The following is a 20545-nucleotide window of genomic DNA, read 5'->3' as shown; positions in this document are numbered from 1 at the left end:
ACGCTTGTCGCGCGAGGGCGGCACGCCTATGAAACGGCGGTCGCTGCGCGGGCGGAGGGCCGCGAATAATCGTTTTTGGGGAAGTTCGCGAGTATACCGAAATGTCGCGTTGCGGCTGTTGCACAGCAAGATTCGCGCTGCGCGATCGCGAATCCGGGCGCGCGCGGTGCCGCCAGGCTGCAAGGCCCGCCGCACGGGCGCTTGACGATGGTCGACCGCGCTTGAAACCAGTGACTTAATAACCTCCCGTAATAAAGGTATTTCAAACTTGCATTGAAATCGTTATCAAGATGGAACGCGACGGTAATCCCGTCCCGTCGCGCAACAACGTTTCGGGCCGAAATATCGACCAAATCGGCCACGGTCGTTAAGTGGCGACGAGGCGAACTGCTAATCTTCATACGCGGCGACTCACGCGTTTCCGGTCGGCTCCACGGGTCGTTGGCAGCCGTTTCGCGCGAGCGTGGAAGGGGGATGTATGAGCACTCGAAGGCCATCTCTGCTGCGGCAACGTCCATCGCAACGCCGTCATGCAAGCGTGCGGATTTCATTTGCCATCGTCATTTCGCTGACCGGACTTTCCATGACGCACGTCGCGTACGCGGCGGGTACCCTGCCGCAAGGCGGGCATTTCGTCGCCGGCTCGGGAAGCATCACTCAGAACGATGCCGGCATGAGCATCACGCAAGCGGGCTCGCGCGGCATCATCGAATGGAACAGTTTTTCGATCGGATCGTCCCGCACGGTGTCGATCAACAACGGCACGGGCGCGACACTCAATCGCGTGACGGGTAACGATGTGTCGGCGATCTACGGCACGCTGAAGGGCACCGGCAGCATCTACCTCGTCAATCCGCATGGCGTGCTCATCGGGCCAGGCGGCGTGGTGTCGACGGGAGGGCGTTTCGTCGCGTCGACGCTCGACGTCGCCAACGACGTCTTTCTCAACCCGCCCGTGTTCGGTGGCTCGGCTTACACAGGCAGTTCCACGGCGGATGTAGTCAATCTCGGCAAGATCAGTTCGTCGGGTGGGGACGTGTTCCTGATATCGGCCAGCAAGGTCACGAACGCAGGGACGATCGATGCGCCGAACGGCAATGCCGAACTCGTCGCAGGCCGTCAGGTCCGGCTCTTCGACGGCAACTTTCAACAGGTCTTCGTGGACATGGGAAGCGGTGGCACGGTGACGAACTCAGGCACGGTACAGGCGGCGATCATCGACGTGCAGGCGGCCGACGGCAATATCTTCGCGCTCGCGGGTCATTCGGGCGCCCTGCGCGCCACCGGCACCGCGACGCGCGACGGCCACGTCTGGCTCGTCGCGAATACCACCGTCAACGGGGTCGTCGTCAACTCCGGCAACGTCGATGCGCGCGGGGCGCAAATCAGCGCGCGTAACGCGGACGGCAGCGGCGGCACGCTCGACATGTCCGGCAAGGACGTCAAGGTCGGCGGCGCGGATGTGCGGGCGAAAGCATGGAACATCACCGCGGGGGACTTCACCGCGGACGTCCCCACCGCCAACACGCTCGGCGCAAGTCTGAGCAACGGCGCATCCATCTCCGTGCTCGCGAACGGCGCGGACGGCAAGCTCGGGGCGACCGGCGAGGGAGACATCGCGATCGAAGCGAGCGTGCGCTGGCACGGAGCCTCCTCCCTGACGCTCGACGCGGCGCACTCGCTGACGATCGCACCGCAGGCGACCATCGCCAATAGGGGCACAGGCTCGCTCACGCTGTCCGCCGACACCTATGGTTTCGACAACGGCGGCAGTCTGACCAACCAGGGCACGATCGACTGGTCGCGAAGCATGGGCATCGTCAGCGGCCTGTACGACATGAACGGCAGCTACACGCCCGGCACGGTGTACACCAACGTAACGTGGCACCCCGCGCCGTTTACTGGGCTCGTCACGCAGTTCACGGCCTATCAGCTCGTCAACTCCATGACGGACCTGAGCGCAGTGAATAACAACCTCTCCGGCAACTATGCGTTGGGCAGCAGGGGGCTGGAATTCGCGGGTGCGCCGGAGTTCGGCGGCATCGGCACCGCCGCGAATCCGTTCACCGGTCAGTTCGACGGCATGGGGCATCTCCCCGCGGATCTGCGTCTCTCAAGCACGGCCGATACCGGACTCTTCGGCGTGATCGGCAAGAGCGGCGTCGTGCGCAATTTCACGCTCGCGGACGGCACCGCGACGTCCTCGGGAGAAACGGTCGGCTTGCTGGCCGGCATCAACTACGGATACATGGTGAACGTCGGCGCAACGGGCGCCATCGGTGCCCCGGGCAACACGAGCACAGTGGCCGGCGGTCTGGTCGGCGAGAACTTTGGGCGCATCGAGCGCTCGTGGGCGGGCGTGAACATCATCGGCGTGGGCCAGATAGGTGGGCTGGTCGGGCTCAACGATGGCCACATCGATCAGTCTTTCGCGATCGCCCCCGCATCGGGCGGTGCGCAAAGCACGGTCGGCGGACTCGTCGGCACGAACCATGGCGCCATCACCCGATCGTATGCCTACGAATTCCTGAACGGCGGCGCGACTGTCGGCGGACTTGTCGGCATCAATACGGGCTTCATCCGCGAGTCGTATGCCGCGTCCAGGCTCACGGCGGGCGCGAACTCGACGACGGGCGGTATCGCGGGCACGAACAGCGGCCGGATCGCGGCCAACGTGTTCTGGAACAGCCAATCGTCGGGGGCGGCGGCGGGTGTCGGTTCGGGCACGGCGGTGGCCAGTTCGAGCGGACTCACGGACACCCAGTTGCTCGAGCCGGCGAGCTTCGGTCCGACGTGGGATTTCAGCGCGAACGGCACGTGGGTCGCGGGATATCCGGGGCCTCAGTTGCGCTGGCTGGCAGGGCACTGACATCGAGGGTCCGACAGAACGCGGCGCGGGCGCACTCGGCCTTCGGTGCCGCGATCACGATGCAAGCCGGATTCAGCGGTTTGACGACTGTTCGCGCAGGTAGGCCTGCGCTTCCGCCTCCGTCTCATAGACATAAGGTGACAGCCCGCGCCGCGTAAGGGCGCCACCCAGCTTGGCGCGCATGAAAGCGCTGGTAGTGAAGCGTGTTACGCCGACATAGTAGCGCTGCACCATATCCTCGACCATTTCGACGTACGCGTCCTCCAGCGCGGGGTCCAACACGAAACCCTCGTAGTTCACCACTGCATAAACCTTGTGGTCCAGTGGTTCGCAGACGCGGCATACCTGAGCCCGGATCGCCGCGATGTCGTCGGGACGCTTCACCTCGAGGCGCGCGAAATTGAGAAACATGATGTTCTTGTCGTCGTCGTAGATGAAGCGCGCTTCCAGCGGCAGTCGCAAAACATTCGAGCGCAGGCCCATCGGTTCAGGCAGGAAAATCCGCTCGTCCATCTGCGTCGGCGAACGCAGGATCGGTGCGAAGTCCATCCTGGCCAGAATATCGCGCTCCAGATCGACGCCCGGTGCAATCTCGATGAGTTCCATGCCCTCGGCGCCCAGCTCGAACACGCAACGCTCGGTGATGTAGAGGACCGGCTTGCCCATTGCCGCCGCATACGGGCCAGAGAACGTGCGATGCTCGACTTCCTCGATGAATTTCCTGGCCGTGCCGTCACGGTGGATATGCAGCTTGCCGTCGACGACCGAAATCTGGCTGTGGCCCGCCATGAAAGTGCCGACGAACACGACTTTCCTGGCATTCTGGCTAATGTTGATGAAGCCTCCGGCGCCGGGCAGGCGCGGCCCGAATCTCGACACATTGAGGTTTCCCATGCGATCGGCCTGGGCGAGGCCAAGAAAGGCGACGTCGAGCCCGCCGCCGTCATAGAAATCGAACTGGGCGGGCTGATCGATGATCGCCTGCGCATTGGTCGCCGCGCCGAAGTTCAAGCCTCCCGCCGGAATGCCGCCGATGACGCCGGGCTCGGTGGTCAGCGTCATCAGGTCAAGGATCCTTTCCTCGTTGGCGACGCTGGCGATGCCTTCGGGCATGCCGATCCCGAGATTCACCACGCTGTTTGGCTGGAGTTCCATTGCCGCGCGTCGCGCGACCACCTTGCGCTCACTCATCGGCATCGGCGCCACAGTGCTCGCGGGGACCCGGATTTCGCCGGCGTACGCCGGACTGTATGGTGTGGCAAAGGTCTGCTGGTGGTTCTCGGGCGGCGCCAGCACGACGCAATCGACCAGCACGCCGGGGATCTTGACCTGTCGCGGATTGAGCGAGCCGCTTTCGGCGATGCGTTCCACCTGGACGATCACGAGGCCGCGGCAGTTGTGCGCGGCCATGGCGATCGCGAGAGCCTCCAGTGTCAGGGCTTCGCGCTCCATCGTCACATTGCCTTCCGGGTCGGCAGTGGTGCCGCGCACGATCGCGACGTTGATCGGGAAGGCCTTGTAGAACAGATATTCCTCGTCGCCGATCCGCATCAACTCGACCAGATTCTCGGTGGTGCGCTCGTTCAGTTTGCCACCACCGAAGCGCGGATCGACGAAGGTGCCGAGGCCGACCCGGGAGAGATGGCCTGGCTTGCCGGCCGCAATGTCGCGAAACAGGTGGCTGATCACGCCCTGCGGCAGGTTATACGCCTCGATCTGGTTATCCACCGCAAGCTGCTGTAGCTTCGGCACGAGGCCCCAGTGTCCGCCGATGACGCGCTTGACGAGTCCCGGCGTCGCCAGGTGGTTCAGTCCGCGTTCCTTGCCGTCTCCCTGGCCGGCCGCATAGACTAGCGTGAGGTTGGCGGGCTTTGGGAGGGTGACTAACGTATCCTCGTCATGCGCCGTACAGAGTTGCTCGATGGCAATGGCGATGTCTTCGGCGAAGCCGATGCCGACGAAGCCACCCGTCGCGACCGTATCGCCGTCGCGGATCAGGCGCACGGCATCGCGCGCCGACGCCACTTTGCCGGACGAACGGGAAAGGATGGCCGGTGAAAGCGCCCCCGCGGTTGATTGCGTGCTCACGTTTCACCTCGCCTGATTCGAGCGCGACTTTCTAATAGGCGCCACCGGTATCAATGGTCAGATGGAGCATGTCGTCCTCGAGAATCCTGATGAAATGCTCGTCCTCCTGCAGGAGTTCCTCCAGCACGTCACTGTCGGAAAGCACGCCGATGACGCGCCCGGATTCGATCACAGGCAGGTGCCGGATCCGCCGGGTATGCATCGACGCGAGGCATTGATCGCAGGTATGCTCGGGCGTCACATAAAGCACCTGGGTGGTCATGATGTCGCCAACCCTGGTGTTCGCGGCGTTGCGGCCAAGCACCTCGACCTTGCGGGCGTAGTCGCGCTGAGACAGCACGCCAACCAGATTGCTGGCCTGCAGCACCAGCACCGTCGTCACGTCCTTGTCGGCCATCAACTGCAACGCGTTCAGCACCGTGTCGTCGGGGCCCACTGAGATAACCTCCCGAGGGTTCCCGGACAAAATTTGCCGTGCTGTCTTTCTCTCCTTTTTCATGACCGCCTCCAGACAGAAAGGGGAGCATGTACGGACTACGCTTGATTAAAGCGAAATCGGAATACGATCGTCCAGACCCAGCCAAGGCTGGCGATCTTTTCTTATTCGTTGAATTGCAGTGTAGATCGCTTGACCTGAGTCGAACGAACATTTTCCGTTCCGGCGCTACGCCACTCGGTGAGTCGAAGCGACGAGGCACCTGCCGCACGAGCGCGCCTTGCCCATTCGCAACCGTCCGGCGCTAACTGTCGCCTCACCACCGCAGTCGCACCGGCAAACCCACAATCCATCGCCAGCGTACCGCTCGGTCGTCAGCTGGCCGAAAACCTCGCCGCTCTTCAGCGCAGGTGAGCCCGGTCGCGACCGCCACACGCGACGCTGCTCACGGCAGCCGCAATCACGCACTGCACCGCTCTCTACCGTCTTCAGGGCGGAAGTCACATGGCCGCCGCATCGGCATCGCCAGAGCCACACGTCCGCGCCGCAATATTGAAGCGCGACGAGATCGCCAAAGGCGCGACCAGCGACATCGCGACTTGGCGGAAAGGGCCATCGAGGCTGCAAGGGGCGGCGGGTACGTTTGTTCACAGCAAGCAAAATGGGGTGCGGCGGCGTGTTCTCAAGCATACCTGCGCCTTTGATTCGGAGCGGGTCGACGCTTCGATCAGCTTATAGCCGTTGTGTGGTATTGCTCACACTTTGTTGCAATTTGCTGCAGGCGGCTAGAGTGCCCGCCCGGCAAGGCTTAGCGGCTCGCGGCGAAACGTGGATACGGTTCCGCTTCCCACAGCAGGGTGAAGATTTCAAACGCTGAACCGTTAAAGGACTCAACCAGTGGGGAACACACACCATGAAGATTGAATCCAGCAATTTTCCGCTCGCGGCTTCGCAGAACGGTCCGCAACGCGCAACGATCAACAGCGATGCGAAGGATGCCGTCGAGTCCGCGCACCAGGTCAGCGCTCCCGCCGCGCAGAATTCGACGGTTAATCTCTCGTCAATGTCCGCGATGCACACGTCCAGCGATTCGGATAGCGACACGGCGAAGGTCGAGTCGATCAAGGCCGCCCTGCGTGACGGCAGCTACAAGGTCGATTCCGGAAAGATCGCCGACGGCATGCTAAGCACCGCGCGCGACCTGCTGCAAACGACTACTCGCTGACCGGCGGCTGAACGTAGCGGGGAGAATTTTCGCTGCGGGCTTGTTCGAAAATTCTTCCGAAGACCCACCACCCGACTGCGGGAACGACGCCATTGCGCCGGTCTGCGTCGTTGCAAGGCAGTCCATGAAGACTCGCACGGCGTGATTGGCCGGCCGGGGGCCGGCCCGCCATGCTTACTGGACGACCTTTTTCGCTTCGTCGCGCCAGTAGTGTTGCTGGTTCCACCCAAGAAGGCGCTTGAGCTTCTCGTTGCTGAGCAGGGTCTCGAACTCGCCGAGTTGCTTTTTGAGCGGCACGCCGGGGTAGTAGCGTCGGAGCAGTTCCGCGGTAGGTACGTCGGACGACACGTCGTCGGCCGCGACATTCATGACCTGAAAGCCGAGGCCGTCCTTTTCGATGGCAAGCCGGCACGCGCTCGCGAGATCGCGCCCGTCGATATAGCTCCACGCAATCCTCTTGCGCAGTGCTGGATCCTTGAGCCACGCCGGAAACTTCGCGTAGTCGTTGGGTTCGAGCACGTTGCCAATACGAAAGCAGTAAATGTCAGAGCCCGTGCGCGCGTGGAACGCCTTCGCCGTCACTTCGTTGATAACCTTCGACGTCGCGTAGCTGTCCATCGGGTTCACCGGGTATTCCTCGTCGAGCGGGAAGTACTCTGGACTGCGATCCCGGTGCGCGAACACCATACCGTATGTGGTTTCGCTCGATGCCACGATCACCTTGCGGATGCCAAGCTTCGACGCTGCGTCGAGGATGTTGTACGTGCCCATCACGTTGATCCGGTAGACCTCGTTGTCGGGCGTGATCATGATGCGAGGGATCGCCGCAAAATGCACAATCGCGTCGATCGGCTTTGGTTCGAGGTCGTCGGCGAATTCTCCCGGCGCGGTGCTCGATGCCAGCGCATTGAATACCTGGCCCGCATCGGTGATGTCCGTAATCAACGTACGCGCCGTGCGCGCCGCCATCGGCACGCGATCAAGATTCATCACCTCGTAGCCGTGCTCGACCAGGTTCTGGACCACCCATTTTCCGGCCAGGCCGCTGCCGCCGGTCACGATCACTCGCTTCGTCATGTGCTCCTCTTCTCCTGTTTTCCTACATGTTTTAGCGCTTTTCCGCGCGTGTCGCGCGGCCTCATTCCATCATAGGATCGTTGCGCTCCGTATCCTTGATTCGGCAGTAACAGTTCTGATGTTGAGTCGTGCGGCTCCAACTGGCCGGCCTCCGCCCGATGCGGCCGGCTGGAGACGACGTTCAGGCGTTGATCCAGGCTCGCGCCTGTTCCAGCTCGTTGACGTGGAACGCCTTGATTTCAGCCTTCGTGAAGAACCGGGCCAAATGCATCGAGGCGCGAATCCAGCCCGCGTCGGCCACCACGGCGGCGCGCGTGACCTTGCGGGCGACGGAGACGCCGAGCGTCAGGTCGGTCCATAGCGCCTTCGGCTCGATGCCGCTGAAATGCTCGATGCGTTCGAGCACGCGGGTCTTACCGTTCAGTTCAAGATCACCACGCATGCGCTCGATGGCTTCGCGCAGTTCGTGGTCGGTGATTTTGCCTTCGACGGATATTTCGATGACCGACGAATCGGGGACGGTGTGATACAGGATCATGGCAGGACCTCTAGCCAGAGTGACGTTACACGCTCAGGCAAGGATGAGCCTGGCGTTCGACGGCGTACTCATGGTACCTCTTTCCACGCGCTCGGTTAGGTTACGAGCCGATCTTCCCCTGAGAGGCAGTCGAGGCCATCACGCTTGCGCCTTGCCGACAGGTTGACCTCACCCTCGGTCGCATGGACCTCGTCGAAGCAGCCCAGACGATCCGCGGTGGCCTGCGCATAACGCTGGTGCGTGGCGGTTGCAAGCACGAGCGCACGGCCGGCCGCGAGCCGCGCCTTCAGGCCCGCTTTGCCACCATGCAGCAGCCAGACCAGCAGTTGCCAGCAGCGCAGCGGCGAGGCTTTCAGATAGGCCCACACGCACTCGATCAGAACGTCGGAGCGCAACAGCGTGCCGTCGAGATCGACGACGAGCGGCCGGCCGCGGTACGGCGTGATGGGCGCGTGGCTCACGACTGCGGCACGATCACGAACAGTTGGTAGGGACGCGCGGGCAACTCCCGTCCCCATGCGGTCTTGCTCACCTCGAGCGCAATCGGCGCTGCATGGCTTAGCGACGATGCCGTCGCGATGCAGCCCGAGTCGGCGCCACGGCACACAATCAGCGAGCCCTGGCGCGCGAAATCGGCGGATGTGAGCCAGGGCGTTGCCGCCGGCCAGTCGAGATCCCAGAAGCGGGGGTGGCCGCCGTCATAGAACACCACCGAAGCGGCCTCATGCGTCGAGCCCGCCACGATCGACAGCGGCTGGCTGGTGCGTTCGTGCCACACCGCCTGCGCGGCTGCCGCGAGTTCCGCGCGCGGCTCGGCCGCGTCGTCGGAATTGCGCCGCGCCCCTGTGTAGCCGACCACTGCCGATACCGCGAGCACCAGCGCCCAGTACACCGCCATGACGCGTATGGCACGCTGCGGCGCGAACTCGAAGCGGGCTTGCACGAGCACTGCAAGCCAGAGCGGCACCATTGCAAACCACTGCGCCATGCCCCAGACCGAGGCCATCTGCGTCTTGCCGATCACGGACAGCAGGCCCACCGCGAACAGTGGCCCCAGCGCGAGCCACCAGAGATCCGGGTACGACGCGCTCCGAACTACACTCAGCGCCATGAGCCGCGCAGCCCCGCGCGTGCGCACCATCAACAGCACAAAAACGAAACTGAGCGCGAGATAGCCGATCTGCGCGAGCGTGTAGATGCCAAAGCGCCCGACCGCGGCGAGAAGCGTGCCGCCGGTGCGTTGCGCGGCATACTCGAGCGTCGGGAAATGATTAACCATCATCCAGTGTACGTGCGGGGCCAGCACGGCGACTCCCGCCGCCACCGCGAGCAGCGAATCGACGCTGACGAGGCGCGCACGCCATGCCGGACGCGCGAGCAATGCCAGCAACAGCCCGAGCAGCAGCACGATCGTGAAGTACTTGCCCAGCACGGCAAGCGCGGCGCACGCCCCGAGACCGAGCGCCGCGCCGCTGCGCGAGAGGCGGCTGCCCGGCTGCACATAGCGGACGAAAAAGTAGGCGGTCCACGGCCAGACCGACAGCAGGATCGAGTTCGGATTGAATTTGATGGCGAGATTCGAGTAAAGCGGCGAGACCGCCATCGCAAGCCCGGCGATGATCGCGATCTGGCGCGGCACGAAGCGCCCGGCGAGCGCGACGATCCCGGCCAGGCCGACCAGCACGTTCACCGCCGACAGCGCGAAATACGCGAGATCGGTGTGCGGGAACACGCTGAACCAGGCCGCTGCGACCCACGACGAAAGCGGCGGGTGCTTCGCGTAACCGGCCTGCCACTCGATGCCCCAGACATAGGTCTCGACCATGTCGCCCTGGATGTCGAGATTGCCGCGCGCGAGCCAGGCGGCCAGCGTCCAGACCAGCGCGTGGAATGGGAGCAGCCAGCCGAGTGATGCGATGCGCGCGGCGGCAGGTTTATCGGAGGCTGAGGCGAGCGACGTGGGATTCGAAAGCTGGGTCGACATTGAACCTTTTGGTCTGAGTGCCGCCCTACCGGGCAGCGTTTTTGGCCCGGCATTGTAATATGAGCTTACGTAGGGAGAGAGCGATCCTGACAGACTGCCCGGCAACCCATGGCGCCCGATCAAATCAAAAAGGCCTTGATGAAGGACGTTCGCGGCGAAAGTTGACCCGTGTGGTCAAGCCGAAGATTCGATTCTCTTGACGCGGCGCTCAACTCGGCCGCAATTGCAGATGCGCTTGAGGAAGCTCTGAGCTGGGCGTGGATCGTAGCAACCCCGACACGAGCCGCGCAACCGTCGCCAGCGTTCCAGTGGATCTGATGGCGAAAAGCTGCGCGTGACGCGCGATAACGCGTCTCGAAGTCGCGATTCTTTGAGCGCGACGTGTACCGACGGGTCATGCGCGGCGGATTCGACCGGTCGATGCAATAGTTTGCTGGCATCGTTCGGCTGGGCCCCATGTTTTGGCTGCAAAACGCGTCGCCATCAGTCGCAAAGCAGCCCCACCATCGGAATCGCCGGGGTTCGTCCCGCGATCAGGTCGGCCGTGATTCGAGCCGATCCGTGCGACATGGTCCAGCCGATATGACCGTGACCGGTATTCAGATAAAGATTGCGATACTTCCTGCGCCCAAGAAACGGCAGGTTCGTCGGCGTCATCGGCCTGAGACCGGCCCACATTTCGGCGCGATCGTAGTTGGCGCCGGCCGGGTAGAGTTCTTGTGTCACGCTCTTCATAAACGCAAAATCAGAAGGCTTATGGCTCGTGTCGTAGCCGGCAAGCTCCGCCGTTGCGGTGACCCGGATCCGGTCGCCGAAGCGCGAGATTGCGACCAGGTTGTGTTCGTCGACCACTGCGACCGAGGGAGGCATGGGCCGGCCATCGATCGGAATCGTGAGGGAGTATCCCTTGATCGGATAGATCGGAAGATCGATGCCGATCTGTCGGCCAAGAACCGGACTATAGGGGCCAAGGGCGAGCACATACGCGTCGGCTTTTACAAGGCCTCGACTCGTTCTTATGCCCACCACGTCCTGCCCAGCGGTTTCGAAGCCGTCGATGGTGGTGTCCGTCAGAAGCGTACCGCCACGCGCGACAATCTTTTCCGCTAGGGCGCGGGTGAACTTCGCAGGGTCTCCGGTCTCATCGGTCGGGCAGTAAATGGCACCCGCTATCCTGTCTTTTGCCGAAGCCAGCGACGGGTCGAGAGCGACGACCTGATCGCGGCTGAGAACCCTGATGACTTGCCCATCGGATTCCAGCAGCTTCATGTGTTCGACTCCGCGATCCTGCGCTTCCTGCGTCCGATGAAAATACAGAATTCCGCGGTCATTTCGATCGTATTCAATGGCTTCCTCAGCGATCACATTCTGTAGCACGCGTTGCGAGTACGCGGCAAGCCGATGCTTGAGCAGGGTATTGCGGCGTGCCTTCTCTGAGGTGCATTCCATCAGGAAACGCCACGACCAGCTGTAAAGCCTGGGATCCGCCGAGAACTTGAAGCGCAACGCCTGATCTTTCAGCACCAGCGATTTGAGCAGAATCATCGGCGCTTTGGGCGAGGACCAGACAAAGGAATGCCCGGGCGCGATCATGCCCGCGTTACCCCAACTGGTTTCCGATGCGACTAAAGGCTGCCGCTCGACGATCACGACCTCATGGCCATCCTTCTGCAACTGGTACGCGGTTGTCACACCGACTACCCCGCCACCGAGCACGACAACTTTCATGATGTCCTCAGATACAAGGGGGCCGGCGGGCATTCAAGGCGGCGCGGTCTCGCTCCGGCTTGTGTGCTGCGCCACCCTCGATTCCTGCTGGACAGGAGGCACCAGTCTCACTTCCATTGCGGCTGATTCAGCACCATTCCGTGCTGCCCTTTGTAGGCAGCCACAGCCGGCGGCGTCCACCCATCCAGCATCTGTGGCGCGAGTTGCCAGACCTCGATGCCAAGCGGCCGGCACACTTCCAGCGGATCGCGCGCGTCGGGTCCCCACATCGGCACTGACAGATCGCCGCCCGGACAGGTCGACAGCGCGCACAGCAGGTCGATCTCCGCGAAGAATTCGAGGTAATCGCCTTTCTTTGCCGGACACGCCTTCATGAAGTATTTGTCTTCGAGATTCAGGCCGGTGCACTGGAACACGTTGAGCACGTCGTGGACGTCGTACTCAGTCAATCCATACGGGGCGATGGCGCGCGTCAGGTTGGAGTGGCAGTGAAAATGAAAATCCTCGCCGGTCAGCATGCGGTTCACGTAGGGGTCGCAGCGCGTGCCGAGCAGATCGTGGACACGGCCGCCGTGCTCGTCGACGCCGTAGCCTGCGAGACTGTCATCCGTGATGGTCACCATCGGACGCAGGAATGGCAGCGTCGACCACAGACGGTCGAAGGTGCTCACGTGCGCCTGCTGCAACTGGCGCGTGCGCGACGCCCACATGCGCTCGCGCGGGTTGTGCCGGTTCCACATGTTCAGGTCGGCAACCTGCGGGCCTTCGATCGTGACAATGCGAAACACGTGGCCGGCCGGCACGGTCCACGCTTGCCCCGAGCGGATCGGCACGACGATCGATTCGACCAGCGTGCGGGTGTCGTGCTGTGAGGCGATGCGCTGATAGAACGTCTTGTCGACGTCGAGCGCTGAGCCTTTGGTGGACTGATAGGCAGCAGGATAATTCAGCATGATGCATTCTCCGTCGAACTCAGGCCGGCGCCGTGCCGCGACGAGGCGGCGTCGTCATCGCTCGGGCGACGCAACACTGCAACGACCTTTTCCTTATCTTTTTCCTTATCGATCTCTGACATGTTTTGCCTCCATGACGTCTGACCCGTTTCAGCCAAGGTCGATTGCCCCGTTGGCAGGTTACTCTGCCGAGCTGGCACTGCCGCCCAGATAGGCAGCGCGGACCCGGCTATCCTGAGCCAGCTCGCGGGCGGACCCCGCGAGCGCAATGTGCCCGCTTTCCAGCACGTAAGCCCGATGAGCGATCCGCAGCGCCTGGCGGGCGTTCTGCTCGACGAGGAGAATCGAGGTGCCTTCGCGGCAGATGTCGGCGATCATGCCGAAGATCGCGCGGACCAGCTTCGGCGCGAGTCCCATCGACGGTTCGTCCAGCACCACGATACGCGGGCGCAGCATCAGGGCTCGGGCAATCGCCAGCATCTGCTGTTCGCCGCCGCTGAGCGTGCCAGCCAGCTGGCTGCGTCGCTCGCCGAGCCGGGGGAAAGTCGCATAGAGCTGATCCCTTCGCTGTTGCAATGCCGCACTGTCGCGCCGGATCAGATAGCCGCCGAGATGCAGATTTTCCTCCACCGTCAGCGCCCCGAAAATGCGCCGCCCCTCTGGCACATGACCCAGACCCAGCGCCACGATCTGGTGTGCGCGCAAGCCCGTCAGGCGCTGGCCAGCCATCGCAATGTCGCCCGCGCGTGGCCGGATCAATCCGGAAATCGCCCGCAGTGTGGTCGTTTTTCCCGCGCCGTTGCTGCCGAGCAACGCGACGATCTCGCCCTCCGCGACGTCCAGCGAGATGCCGTGCAGCACTTCGACAGTCCCATAGCTCACACGCAGATCGCGGATTTCTAGGAGTCCCACAGCGATTTCTCCCCGGCAGTATCGTCGCTCGCCTCGTCCTTTCCGGCTGTGCCGAGATAGGCATCGATCACCCGCGGGTCCGCCTGGATCGCGGCGGGCTGGCCCTCGGCGATGATGACGCCGTGGTCCATCACGATGATCCGGTCCGACACGCCCATCACCAGCATCATGTCGTGCTCGATCAGCAGCACCGTCACGCCATGATCCCGGATCCGCCGGATCAGTTCCATCAGCGCGCGTTTCTCGGTCGGGTTCATGCCCGCAGCCGGCTCATCGAGCAGCAGCAGGCGAGGGCTGCTGGCGAGCGCACGGGCGATCTCCAGCCTGCGTTGGTCGCCGTAGGGCAGATCGGCGGCGCGCTCGCCCGCCCTGCCGGCAAGACCGACGAAGGCAAGCCAGCGCAGGCCTTCGGTGGAATGGTCCGCCGCCTCGGCGCGCGCGGACGGCAACGCCAGAAGCTCGGCTGCGAGCGGTGTCCGAAGCCGATGGTCCATGCCGGTCAGGACGTTTTCGAAGGCCGTCATGTGGCCGAACAGGCGGATGCCCTGGAAGGTGCGCGCCATGCCTTGATGGACGATGCGATGAGGCGCGCCGCCGGCAAGCCGTTCCCCGCACCAGACGATCTGGCCGCCAGTCGGGCGGATGACGCCGGTCAGGCAGTTGAACACGGTGGTCTTGCCGGCGCCGTTCGGACCGATCAGGCTCACGATCTCGCCGCTTCGCACCATGAAGCTGACACCGCCGACCGCCAGCACGCCACCGAAGCGGCGCTGCATGTCGCGCACCTCCAGCAGGACCTCATCGGTGACGGCGTGATCGGGCACAGCGACGCGATCGGCGTCAGCGCCCTTGCGCGCCGGCGCGACGCGGCGCAACGGCGCTGGCCACAACCCCTGTGGCCTTAACAGCATCAGGATCACGAGCCCGATCGCGAAAGCGAAGATGCGCCAGAGATTGAGAAAACGCAGAATCTCCGGCAGGCCGGCGACGATGATGGCGCCGAGGAGCACACCGGGAATGCTGCCCCGGCCGCCGAGCACGACGACAATCAGGATCGTGACGGACTGCAGATAGGTGAAGCCGGTCGGATCGATGGTGCCGAAGCGGGCGGCGAACAGGCTGCCGCCCAGCCCGCCGATCAGCGCGCCCATCACATAGGCGAGCAGCTTGACGCGCAGCGTCGGCACGCCGACGGCCTCGGCAGCTGCCTCGTCCTCGCGGATGCTGGTCCATGCGCGGCCCAGCCGCGACTGGCCGAGCCGGATGGCGAACACGAGCACCAGCACGAGGAACGCCATGCCCAGTTCGTAGAGCGCTAGCGGCGAACTGATCTCGAAACCGAACAGGCTCGGACTCGCGATGCCGAAGATGCCGTTCGGGCCGCCCGTGATGTCGAGGTTGGTGGCGACGATACGCGTGATTTCGCCGAACCCCAGCGTGACGATCGCCAGATAGTCGCTGCGCAGGCGCAGGGTGGGATAGCCGATGACGATGCCCGATACCCCGGCGAACGCCAGACTGAACGGCAGCGTCTCCCAGAACGAGAAGTGCAGCAGGGTTTCCAGCAATGCCGTCGTGTATGCGCCGATCGCGAAGAAGGCCGCGTAGCCCAGATCGAGCAACCCGGCATAACCGACTACGATGTTCAGCCCAAGACCCAGGATCGAATAGGTGACGATGGTCAGGCCGACATCGACGACATAGTTGCTGACGACAGCGGGCAGCGCCACGGCGGCGGCCAGCAGCGCACCGCCGAGAGGCTTGGCCCAACGCGCGGAAGCCTGACTGGCGCTCATGGACTACATTCTCTCGACAACGCGTTCGCCGAACAGCCCGGTCGGCTTGATCACGAGCACGGCGATCAGCACGCCGAAGACGAACACGTCGGTCCATTGCGAAGAGACATAGCCCGCGCCGAAAGCTTCGAGCAGGCCAATCAGGATGCCGCCCGCCATCGCGCCCGGGATGTTGCCGATGCCGCCGAGCACGGCGGCGGTGAACGCGCGCAGGCCTAGCACGAAGCCCATGAAGAAATTGATCTGCGTGTAGTAAAGACCTTCCATGACGCCCGCCACGGCGGCCAGCACCGACCCGAGCAGAAAGGTGAGCTGGATCAGGCGTTCGACGTCGATGCCCATCAGACGCGCGGCGTCCTGATCGATTGCCAGCGCGCGCATCGCGGTGCCGAGGAAAGTGTGGTGAACGAAGAAATACAGTGCCAGCATCAGGGCCAGGCTCGTCACGATGATGCCGATCTGCGCGAAGGTGATCTGCACGCCGTGGAGTTCGAAGCCGGCCTGGCTCAGCACGTGCGGATAGGTGCGAAAGCCCGCGCCGTAGATCAGCAGCACCCCATTTTGCAGCGCCAGCGAGACGCCCAGCGCCGTAATCAGAATCGACAGCCGCGGCGCGCGCAGCAACGGCTGATACGCGAGCCGCTCGATCAGCAGGCCGAGCGCGCCTGTGACCGTCATGGCGGCCACAAGGGCGATCAGCAGCGCCAGGGCGAGCGGCAGATGCGCGGACGCAAGAACCATCAGGCCGGTCCAGCCGATGAACGCGCCGACCATGAACAGATCGCCATGAGCGAAGTTGATCAGCCGGATGATGCCGTAGACCATCGTGTAGCCGAGGGCGACGAGCGCGTAGAACGAGCCGGTCGTCAGCCCTTCGATGACGAACTGGAAGAAGTCGCTCATGACGGGGGCGCGCGCGTAATGACGCCTACTTCATCGCCACCCAATGTCCGCTCGCATCCTGCCTCTGGTAGGGCTCGAATTTGTCGTTGTGCACGATGATGGTGATGTACACCGCTTTACTGCGGTCCCCCTTCGCATTGAAGGAGATCGTTCCGGTCGCGCCCGGGTAGTTCGAGATCTTGTGCAGAGCCGCGGTGATCGCGGCAGGCTGGGCCGATTTTGCGTCCGCGATGGCTTTGGCCGTGACTCCGACAGCGTCGTATTCATAGACCGAGTACGGTCCCGGCGCTTGCCCGTAAGCCTTCATATAGTCGTCGACGTACGCGTGCGCGCCGCTCAGGAACTGCGCGAGCGGTGCCGTCGTGATGATCATGCCGTCGGCGGCGGGACCGGCCGTCTTCATCAGGGTGGGGTCATTGGTGGCGTCGCCGCCCATGAAGGTCATTTTCAGACCCAGTTGCCGCGCCTCCTTGACCAGCAGGCCGGCTTCGGAGAAATAGCCTGTGTAGTAGATCACGTCAGGCTTCAGTGAGGAGACCCGCGTGAGCGTCGGTGAATAGTCCATCTGTCCGGGCGTGATCGAATTGGCGTACACGACATCGACACCGTCCTTCTTCAGGGCTTGCACGGTGTTCTGGGCGAGGCCTTTGGAATAGGTCGTGTTGTCGTCGATCACTGCAACGCGCTTCGCGTGCAGAACGTCTTTCATGAAGCTTGCCGCGAATGGGCCCTGCTGGTCGTCACGGCCGATCGTGCGGAACACGTTGTCGTACCCCATCTCGGTCAGTTGCGGATTCGTCGACGCATCCAGCACGTAGGGAATCCCGGCACGATGAAAAGTTGTCGATTCCGGCAGCGCCGCGCTTGAGCAATATCCGCCCGCTACCGCGACAACGCCCGCATCGACGAGTTTCTGCGCCGCCTGCACCGCGGTCTGCGCATCACAGGCGTCGTCCTCGGGCACCAGCTCGATCTGCTTGCCGAGCACGCCACCGGCCGCGTTGATTCTGGCGGCGGCGAGCTTCGCGCCATTGACAATATCCGTGCCGGCATTGGCACTGCTGCCCGACAGCGGAACGGGCACGCCGATCTTGATGGTGGCGCCCTGGCTTAGCGCCGAACCGGGAGCCATGCCGACAAGCAGGGCCACGGCGGCCGCCATGCCCGCAAAGGCCGTTTGCCGCGAGCCCCGCTTTGCACCGGACCAGCCAATCGTCTGAGCAAACATGTTAGAGACTCCTTATTGTGAGAGGGATCGGACGATCCGCCACACGGGTATACCGGTGACATCGGAAAGCGGACGGAAATGGGGCGATTGCGTGTGATTCATACCCACCAGGTCAACGGCGTGACTGCTGGTTTCACCGGAGCGCTGACACTAAAGCGCTTCTTTCATGATAGAAGCCGGTGTGCGTTGGACGGTATAGGGTATTTGCGTATAAACCATTACACAAAGGCGCCGGCAATCCCCTACCTTTAAGAGGCAGTGACGACAGAGACTCGCGAGCCCGAACGCGACATGACAGGACGACTCCGAAATGAGTGCGATTGCACCGCATGACGACGTGTACACGAAGCTCGATTTCACGCTGGACGACGGCATCGGCCGTCGTGCCGCGATTGGGCTCGTGGTGCTCGCCACCGATCATACGATCGAGCATGAGTGGCGGGGCTTGCTGACGCAGGACGGCGTGGCGTTCTACGAAAGCCGCGTGTATAACTCGGCGGACATCACGCCCGAACGGCTAGCGGAAATGGAGGACCGTATTGCACCGGCGGTCGCGCTGATCCGTCCGGCCGAGCGTATCGATGTGGTGGCGTTTGGCTGCACGTCCGCGTCGATGGTGATTGGGGAGGAAAAGGTGTTCGCGCGGATTCGCGAAGCGCGTGCGGACGCCGCGTGCACTACGCCGATCACCGCGGCGCTGGCGGCGCTTCGCGCACTTGGCGTCCAACGTACGGCCCTGCTTACTCCCTATGTGCGTTCGATCAACGAATACATGCGCGACTATATCGAGTCGCGCGGTCACGGCATTACGCGCGTGGCGTCGTTCGAGCATGCGAACGATAACGAAGTGGCGCGGATCGATGCGGCGTCATTGCGAACTGGTGTTGAGCGACTTGCGCGCAATCGTGACGTGGACGCGATTTTCGTATCGTGCACGAGCTTGCGCATCGCCGGGTTGATTCCGGAGCTGGAGGCGGCGATCGGCAAGCCGGTGATATCGAGCAACTACGCGATGGCGTGGCACGCGTTGCGGCTCGCCGGCGTGGGAGATTGCGAGCCTCATCTTGGGCGGCTGTTTGCGCTGTGACGTTGTACCTTGAAACGCGACGCAGCGCGGCGGGGCGACCATGCGGCGATCGACGCCGAGGCCCTGTTCCAGACATCGACGCGCACCACAGACGCGGCAGGCGCGTCGGATGAACCGCCGCAGGAATCGCTCATCGAAGCGTCTGCGCGGCGGCAGGACTACGACGACTGTCCGTCATTTCCCAGCATGGTTCGACGACATGCCGGCGCGCCGCAATGACACGCGTACTGGGCGCGAATGTCGTCGGTGACCGCGCCGTCCACTGACAGACCGTAATTGATGAAAAGCTCCTCCCCGGGTGCGATCGTGGCGAGCGCATGAATGAACACCCGGTCGCCCGTCTCGATGGCCTCGCAGTTGGGGGCGCACGCATGGTTCAGAAAGCGGGCGCTGTTGCCGCCGCGGCTGCCGTCGATCACTCGTCCGCTGGACAGCCCAAACACGAAGGTGTGGCCCGCGTCGGCTCGCTGACGGGCGGCGGCGCGCCGCCAGCTGGTCACTTCCCCCTTGTACTCGATCACCCGTTCGCCCGGGGCGATCGGCTGCAGGGCAAACAGTCCCATGCCATGCACTGGTGAGCGTCGTGCGGTGATGCGTCGCAATCGCATTTTGTCGTTTCCTTCGCGACCCTCGGTCGTTGCATGTGGTTGAGCGGCGATGCGAAGCATATCGCCACACAGTCAGGCGCTCAATATTTTTCTTTTTAAAAGCGCAACTAACAGCCAAGGACGGACCGCGCCAAGGGTTCCGGCTTTGCCGCAACGAGGCTGGCAACGGTCGACGGTTACAGGGAGGTCGTCAAGTCGCATGTCCACGGCATCACGCTGGCACAACGGTCGGCTCAGCCAAACGAGCGGCTGGCCGCCGCTGCGCGCTTGCGCAACCAGTTCATGCAGGCGAACAGGGCGATGGCGAACGCCATCAGCAGTGTGGCCACGGCAAGGATCGACGGGTCGATCTGGTCACGGATGCCACTCCACATCTGCCGCGGCACGGTGCGCTGCTCGGGGCCGCCAATGAACAGAATGACGATCACTTCGTCGAACGACGTCGCGAATGCGAACACACTGCCCGTTGCGACGGCGGGCGTGATCAGTGGGAGCGTGACGCGACGAAACGCGACCCACGGCTGCGCGCCCAGCCCCGACGCAGCGCGAAGCAGGCTTTGATCGAACGACAGCAGCGAAGCCGTCACGGTGATCACCACGAAGGGCGTACCGAGCGCGGCATGCGCAAGCACGACGCCGAGATACGAATTGACCAGGCCGAGCGGCGAAAAGACCAGATAAAACCCTGCCGCGACGACAACGATAGGCACGATCATCGGCGACACGATGATCGGCATGATGATCGAGCGGTAAGGAAACTGCGTGCGGCTCAAGCCGAGCGCGGCGAGCGTGCCGAGCACCGTCGCGATCAGCGTCGACGCCGCGCCGATGCCGATGCTGTTCGCCAACGCGCGTTGCCAGTCCGGCGAACTCAGCGCCTGCGCGTACCAGCGCAGCGAGAAGCCCTGCATCGGGTACGAGAAGAATGAGCCGGAGTTGAACGACAGCGGCACGATCGCGAGGATCGGCGCGACGAGGAAAAAGAAAATGAGCGCGCAATGCACGCGTAGTCCCGCGCCCGCGATGCGTTCCGAGAGTAGCCGGGTTCGTCCGTCTTTCATCTGAGTCTGCCTGTTGATCAACCATACGAAGGAGCGACAACCCATTGGCGTC

The 20545-nt window shown here is 63.3% G+C and carries 18 protein-coding genes and 1 pseudogene; 3 read left to right on the top strand and 16 right to left on the bottom strand.

Annotated features, from left to right (window positions below; all coding sequences use genetic code 11):
- Nucleotides 1-26: 26 nt before the first annotated feature.
- Entirely contained in the window at nucleotides 27-551 is a 525-nt protein-coding gene (locus HDG34_RS37045; protein WP_184068533.1) for a hypothetical protein, read from the bottom strand.
- A gap of 32 nt (nucleotides 552-583) precedes the next feature.
- Here HDG34_RS37045 and HDG34_RS37040 point away from each other — a divergent pair, with 32 nt between their 5' ends.
- Nucleotides 584-2869, top strand: a complete 2286-nt coding sequence (locus tag HDG34_RS37040; protein ID WP_260321462.1) for a filamentous hemagglutinin N-terminal domain-containing protein — start codon at nucleotides 584-586, stop codon at nucleotides 2867-2869.
- 72 nt (nucleotides 2870-2941) lie between these two features.
- Here HDG34_RS37040 and HDG34_RS37035 read toward each other — a convergent pair whose 3' ends face one another.
- On the bottom strand, nucleotides 2942-4957 hold the full coding sequence (locus HDG34_RS37035; protein ID WP_184068527.1) for an acyl CoA:acetate/3-ketoacid CoA transferase: 2016 nt from the start codon (nucleotides 4955-4957) through the stop codon (nucleotides 2942-2944).
- Between the two features lie 31 nt (nucleotides 4958-4988).
- Nucleotides 4989-5456: a CBS domain-containing protein gene (locus tag HDG34_RS37030; RefSeq protein ID WP_184068525.1), complete on the bottom strand. Its 468-nt coding sequence runs from the start codon at nucleotides 5454-5456 to the stop codon at nucleotides 4989-4991.
- 850 nt (nucleotides 5457-6306) lie between these two features.
- Between HDG34_RS37030 and flgM the strand changes: the two genes are divergently transcribed.
- Nucleotides 6307-6618: a flagellar biosynthesis anti-sigma factor FlgM gene (gene flgM / locus HDG34_RS37025; RefSeq protein ID WP_184068522.1), complete on the top strand. Its 312-nt coding sequence runs from the start codon at nucleotides 6307-6309 to the stop codon at nucleotides 6616-6618.
- A 174-nt stretch (nucleotides 6619-6792) separates the two neighbouring features.
- Here flgM and HDG34_RS37020 read toward each other — a convergent pair whose 3' ends face one another.
- The 11 genes and pseudogenes from HDG34_RS37020 to HDG34_RS36975 form a co-directional block, all read right to left on the bottom strand.
- On the bottom strand, nucleotides 6793-7695 hold the full coding sequence (locus HDG34_RS37020) for an NAD(P)-dependent oxidoreductase (protein WP_184024092.1): 903 nt from the start codon (nucleotides 7693-7695) through the stop codon (nucleotides 6793-6795).
- A gap of 181 nt (nucleotides 7696-7876) precedes the next feature.
- Nucleotides 7877-8233, bottom strand: a complete 357-nt coding sequence (locus HDG34_RS37015) for an STAS/SEC14 domain-containing protein (RefSeq protein WP_184024102.1) — start codon at nucleotides 8231-8233, stop codon at nucleotides 7877-7879.
- Nucleotides 8234-8346: 113 nt separating this feature from the next.
- A pseudogene (locus tag HDG34_RS37010) lies at nucleotides 8347-8694 on the bottom strand (hypothetical protein); the annotation flags it as partial.
- Complete coding sequence (locus HDG34_RS37005) at nucleotides 8691-10217, bottom strand: glycosyltransferase family 39 protein (RefSeq protein ID WP_184068516.1); 1527 nt, start codon at nucleotides 10215-10217, stop codon at nucleotides 8691-8693. The gene HDG34_RS37005 and the pseudogene HDG34_RS37010, both read right to left, overlap by 4 nt.
- 483 nt (nucleotides 10218-10700) lie before the next feature.
- Nucleotides 10701-11945 carry a D-amino acid dehydrogenase gene (locus HDG34_RS37000; protein ID WP_184068513.1) on the bottom strand — a complete coding sequence of 415 codons (1245 nt, stop codon included), beginning with the start codon at nucleotides 11943-11945 and terminating at the stop codon, nucleotides 10701-10703.
- 107 nt (nucleotides 11946-12052) lie between these two features.
- Nucleotides 12053-12898, bottom strand: coding sequence for a DUF1989 domain-containing protein (locus HDG34_RS36995; RefSeq protein ID WP_184068510.1), 846 nt, complete (start codon nucleotides 12896-12898; stop codon nucleotides 12053-12055).
- Complete coding sequence (locus HDG34_RS39690) at nucleotides 12892-13020, bottom strand: hypothetical protein (protein WP_260321461.1); 129 nt, start codon at nucleotides 13018-13020, stop codon at nucleotides 12892-12894. The genes HDG34_RS36995 and HDG34_RS39690 overlap by 7 nt, the downstream gene beginning before the upstream one ends.
- 58 nt (nucleotides 13021-13078) lie before the next feature.
- Entirely contained in the window at nucleotides 13079-13810 is a 732-nt protein-coding gene (locus HDG34_RS36990; RefSeq protein WP_090810981.1) for an ABC transporter ATP-binding protein, read from the bottom strand.
- Entirely contained in the window at nucleotides 13798-15606 is a 1809-nt protein-coding gene (locus HDG34_RS36985; protein ID WP_184068507.1) for an ABC transporter permease subunit, read from the bottom strand. Before HDG34_RS36985 ends, HDG34_RS36990 begins: the two co-directional genes overlap by 13 nt.
- 3 nt (nucleotides 15607-15609) lie before the next feature.
- The gene (locus HDG34_RS36980) at nucleotides 15610-16509 is read right to left on the bottom strand and encodes a branched-chain amino acid ABC transporter permease (RefSeq protein WP_018422469.1); all 900 of its coding nucleotides are present in this window, start codon (nucleotides 16507-16509) and stop codon (nucleotides 15610-15612) included.
- A gap of 25 nt (nucleotides 16510-16534) precedes the next feature.
- Nucleotides 16535-17737 carry a branched-chain amino acid ABC transporter substrate-binding protein gene (locus HDG34_RS36975; RefSeq protein ID WP_184068504.1) on the bottom strand — a complete coding sequence of 401 codons (1203 nt, stop codon included), beginning with the start codon at nucleotides 17735-17737 and terminating at the stop codon, nucleotides 16535-16537.
- Nucleotides 17738-18047: 310 nt separating this feature from the next.
- On the opposite strand from HDG34_RS36975, the gene HDG34_RS36970 reads away from it, so the two are divergent.
- A complete protein-coding gene (locus HDG34_RS36970) occupies nucleotides 18048-18824 on the top strand; it encodes an aspartate/glutamate racemase family protein (RefSeq protein WP_184068501.1) in 777 nt (258 codons plus the stop codon).
- Between the two features lie 158 nt (nucleotides 18825-18982).
- Here the strand turns inward: HDG34_RS36970 and HDG34_RS36965 are convergent, their stop codons facing one another.
- Both HDG34_RS36965 and HDG34_RS36960 read right to left on the bottom strand, forming a co-directional pair.
- Nucleotides 18983-19432, bottom strand: coding sequence for an SET domain-containing protein (locus tag HDG34_RS36965; RefSeq protein WP_090811862.1), 450 nt, complete (start codon nucleotides 19430-19432; stop codon nucleotides 18983-18985).
- A 233-nt stretch (nucleotides 19433-19665) separates the two neighbouring features.
- The gene (locus HDG34_RS36960; RefSeq protein ID WP_090810989.1) at nucleotides 19666-20493 is read right to left on the bottom strand and encodes an ABC transporter permease; all 828 of its coding nucleotides are present in this window, start codon (nucleotides 20491-20493) and stop codon (nucleotides 19666-19668) included.
- Nucleotides 20494-20545: the final 52 nt, after the last annotated feature.

The sequence above is a fragment of the Paraburkholderia sp. HC6.4b genome, assembly GCF_014200875.1.
In the GTDB taxonomy this organism is placed as follows: domain Bacteria; phylum Pseudomonadota; class Gammaproteobacteria; order Burkholderiales; family Burkholderiaceae; genus Paraburkholderia; species Paraburkholderia tuberum.
The sequence above is the reverse complement of the archived record's forward strand: the minus strand, read 5'-3'. Positions and strand labels throughout refer to the sequence as shown.

Excerpts from the sequence above, each read along its gene's own strand:
- HDG34_RS37045 (WP_184068533.1), bottom strand. The coding sequence starts at position 551 with ATGAAATCCGCACGCTTGCATGACGGCGTTGCGATGGACGTTGCCGCA.
- HDG34_RS37040 (WP_260321462.1), top strand. The coding sequence starts at position 584 with ATGACGCACGTCGCGTACGCGGCGGGTACCCTGCCGCAAGGCGGGCAT.
- HDG34_RS37030 (WP_184068525.1), bottom strand. The coding sequence starts at position 5,456 with ATGAAAAAGGAGAGAAAGACAGCACGGCAAATTTTGTCCGGGAACCCT.
- flgM (WP_184068522.1), top strand. The coding sequence starts at position 6,307 with ATGAAGATTGAATCCAGCAATTTTCCGCTCGCGGCTTCGCAGAACGGT.
- HDG34_RS37020 (WP_184024092.1), bottom strand. The coding sequence starts at position 7,695 with ATGACGAAGCGAGTGATCGTGACCGGCGGCAGCGGCCTGGCCGGAAAA.
- HDG34_RS37015 (WP_184024102.1), bottom strand. The coding sequence starts at position 8,233 with ATGATCCTGTATCACACCGTCCCCGATTCGTCGGTCATCGAAATATCC.
- HDG34_RS37005 (WP_184068516.1), bottom strand. The coding sequence starts at position 10,217 with ATGTCGACCCAGCTTTCGAATCCCACGTCGCTCGCCTCAGCCTCCGAT.
- HDG34_RS37000 (WP_184068513.1), bottom strand. The coding sequence starts at position 11,945 with ATGAAAGTTGTCGTGCTCGGTGGCGGGGTAGTCGGTGTGACAACCGCG.
- HDG34_RS36995 (WP_184068510.1), bottom strand. The coding sequence starts at position 12,898 with ATGCTGAATTATCCTGCTGCCTATCAGTCCACCAAAGGCTCAGCGCTC.
- HDG34_RS39690 (WP_260321461.1), bottom strand. The coding sequence starts at position 13,020 with ATGTCAGAGATCGATAAGGAAAAAGATAAGGAAAAGGTCGTTGCAGTG.
- HDG34_RS36985 (WP_184068507.1), bottom strand. The coding sequence starts at position 15,606 with ATGAGCGCCAGTCAGGCTTCCGCGCGTTGGGCCAAGCCTCTCGGCGGT.
- HDG34_RS36980 (WP_018422469.1), bottom strand. The coding sequence starts at position 16,509 with ATGAGCGACTTCTTCCAGTTCGTCATCGAAGGGCTGACGACCGGCTCG.
- HDG34_RS36975 (WP_184068504.1), bottom strand. The coding sequence starts at position 17,737 with ATGTTTGCTCAGACGATTGGCTGGTCCGGTGCAAAGCGGGGCTCGCGG.
- HDG34_RS36970 (WP_184068501.1), top strand. The coding sequence starts at position 18,048 with ATGAGTGCGATTGCACCGCATGACGACGTGTACACGAAGCTCGATTTC.
- HDG34_RS36965 (WP_090811862.1), bottom strand. The coding sequence starts at position 19,432 with ATGCGATTGCGACGCATCACCGCACGACGCTCACCAGTGCATGGCATG.
- HDG34_RS36960 (WP_090810989.1), bottom strand. The coding sequence starts at position 20,493 with ATGAAAGACGGACGAACCCGGCTACTCTCGGAACGCATCGCGGGCGCG.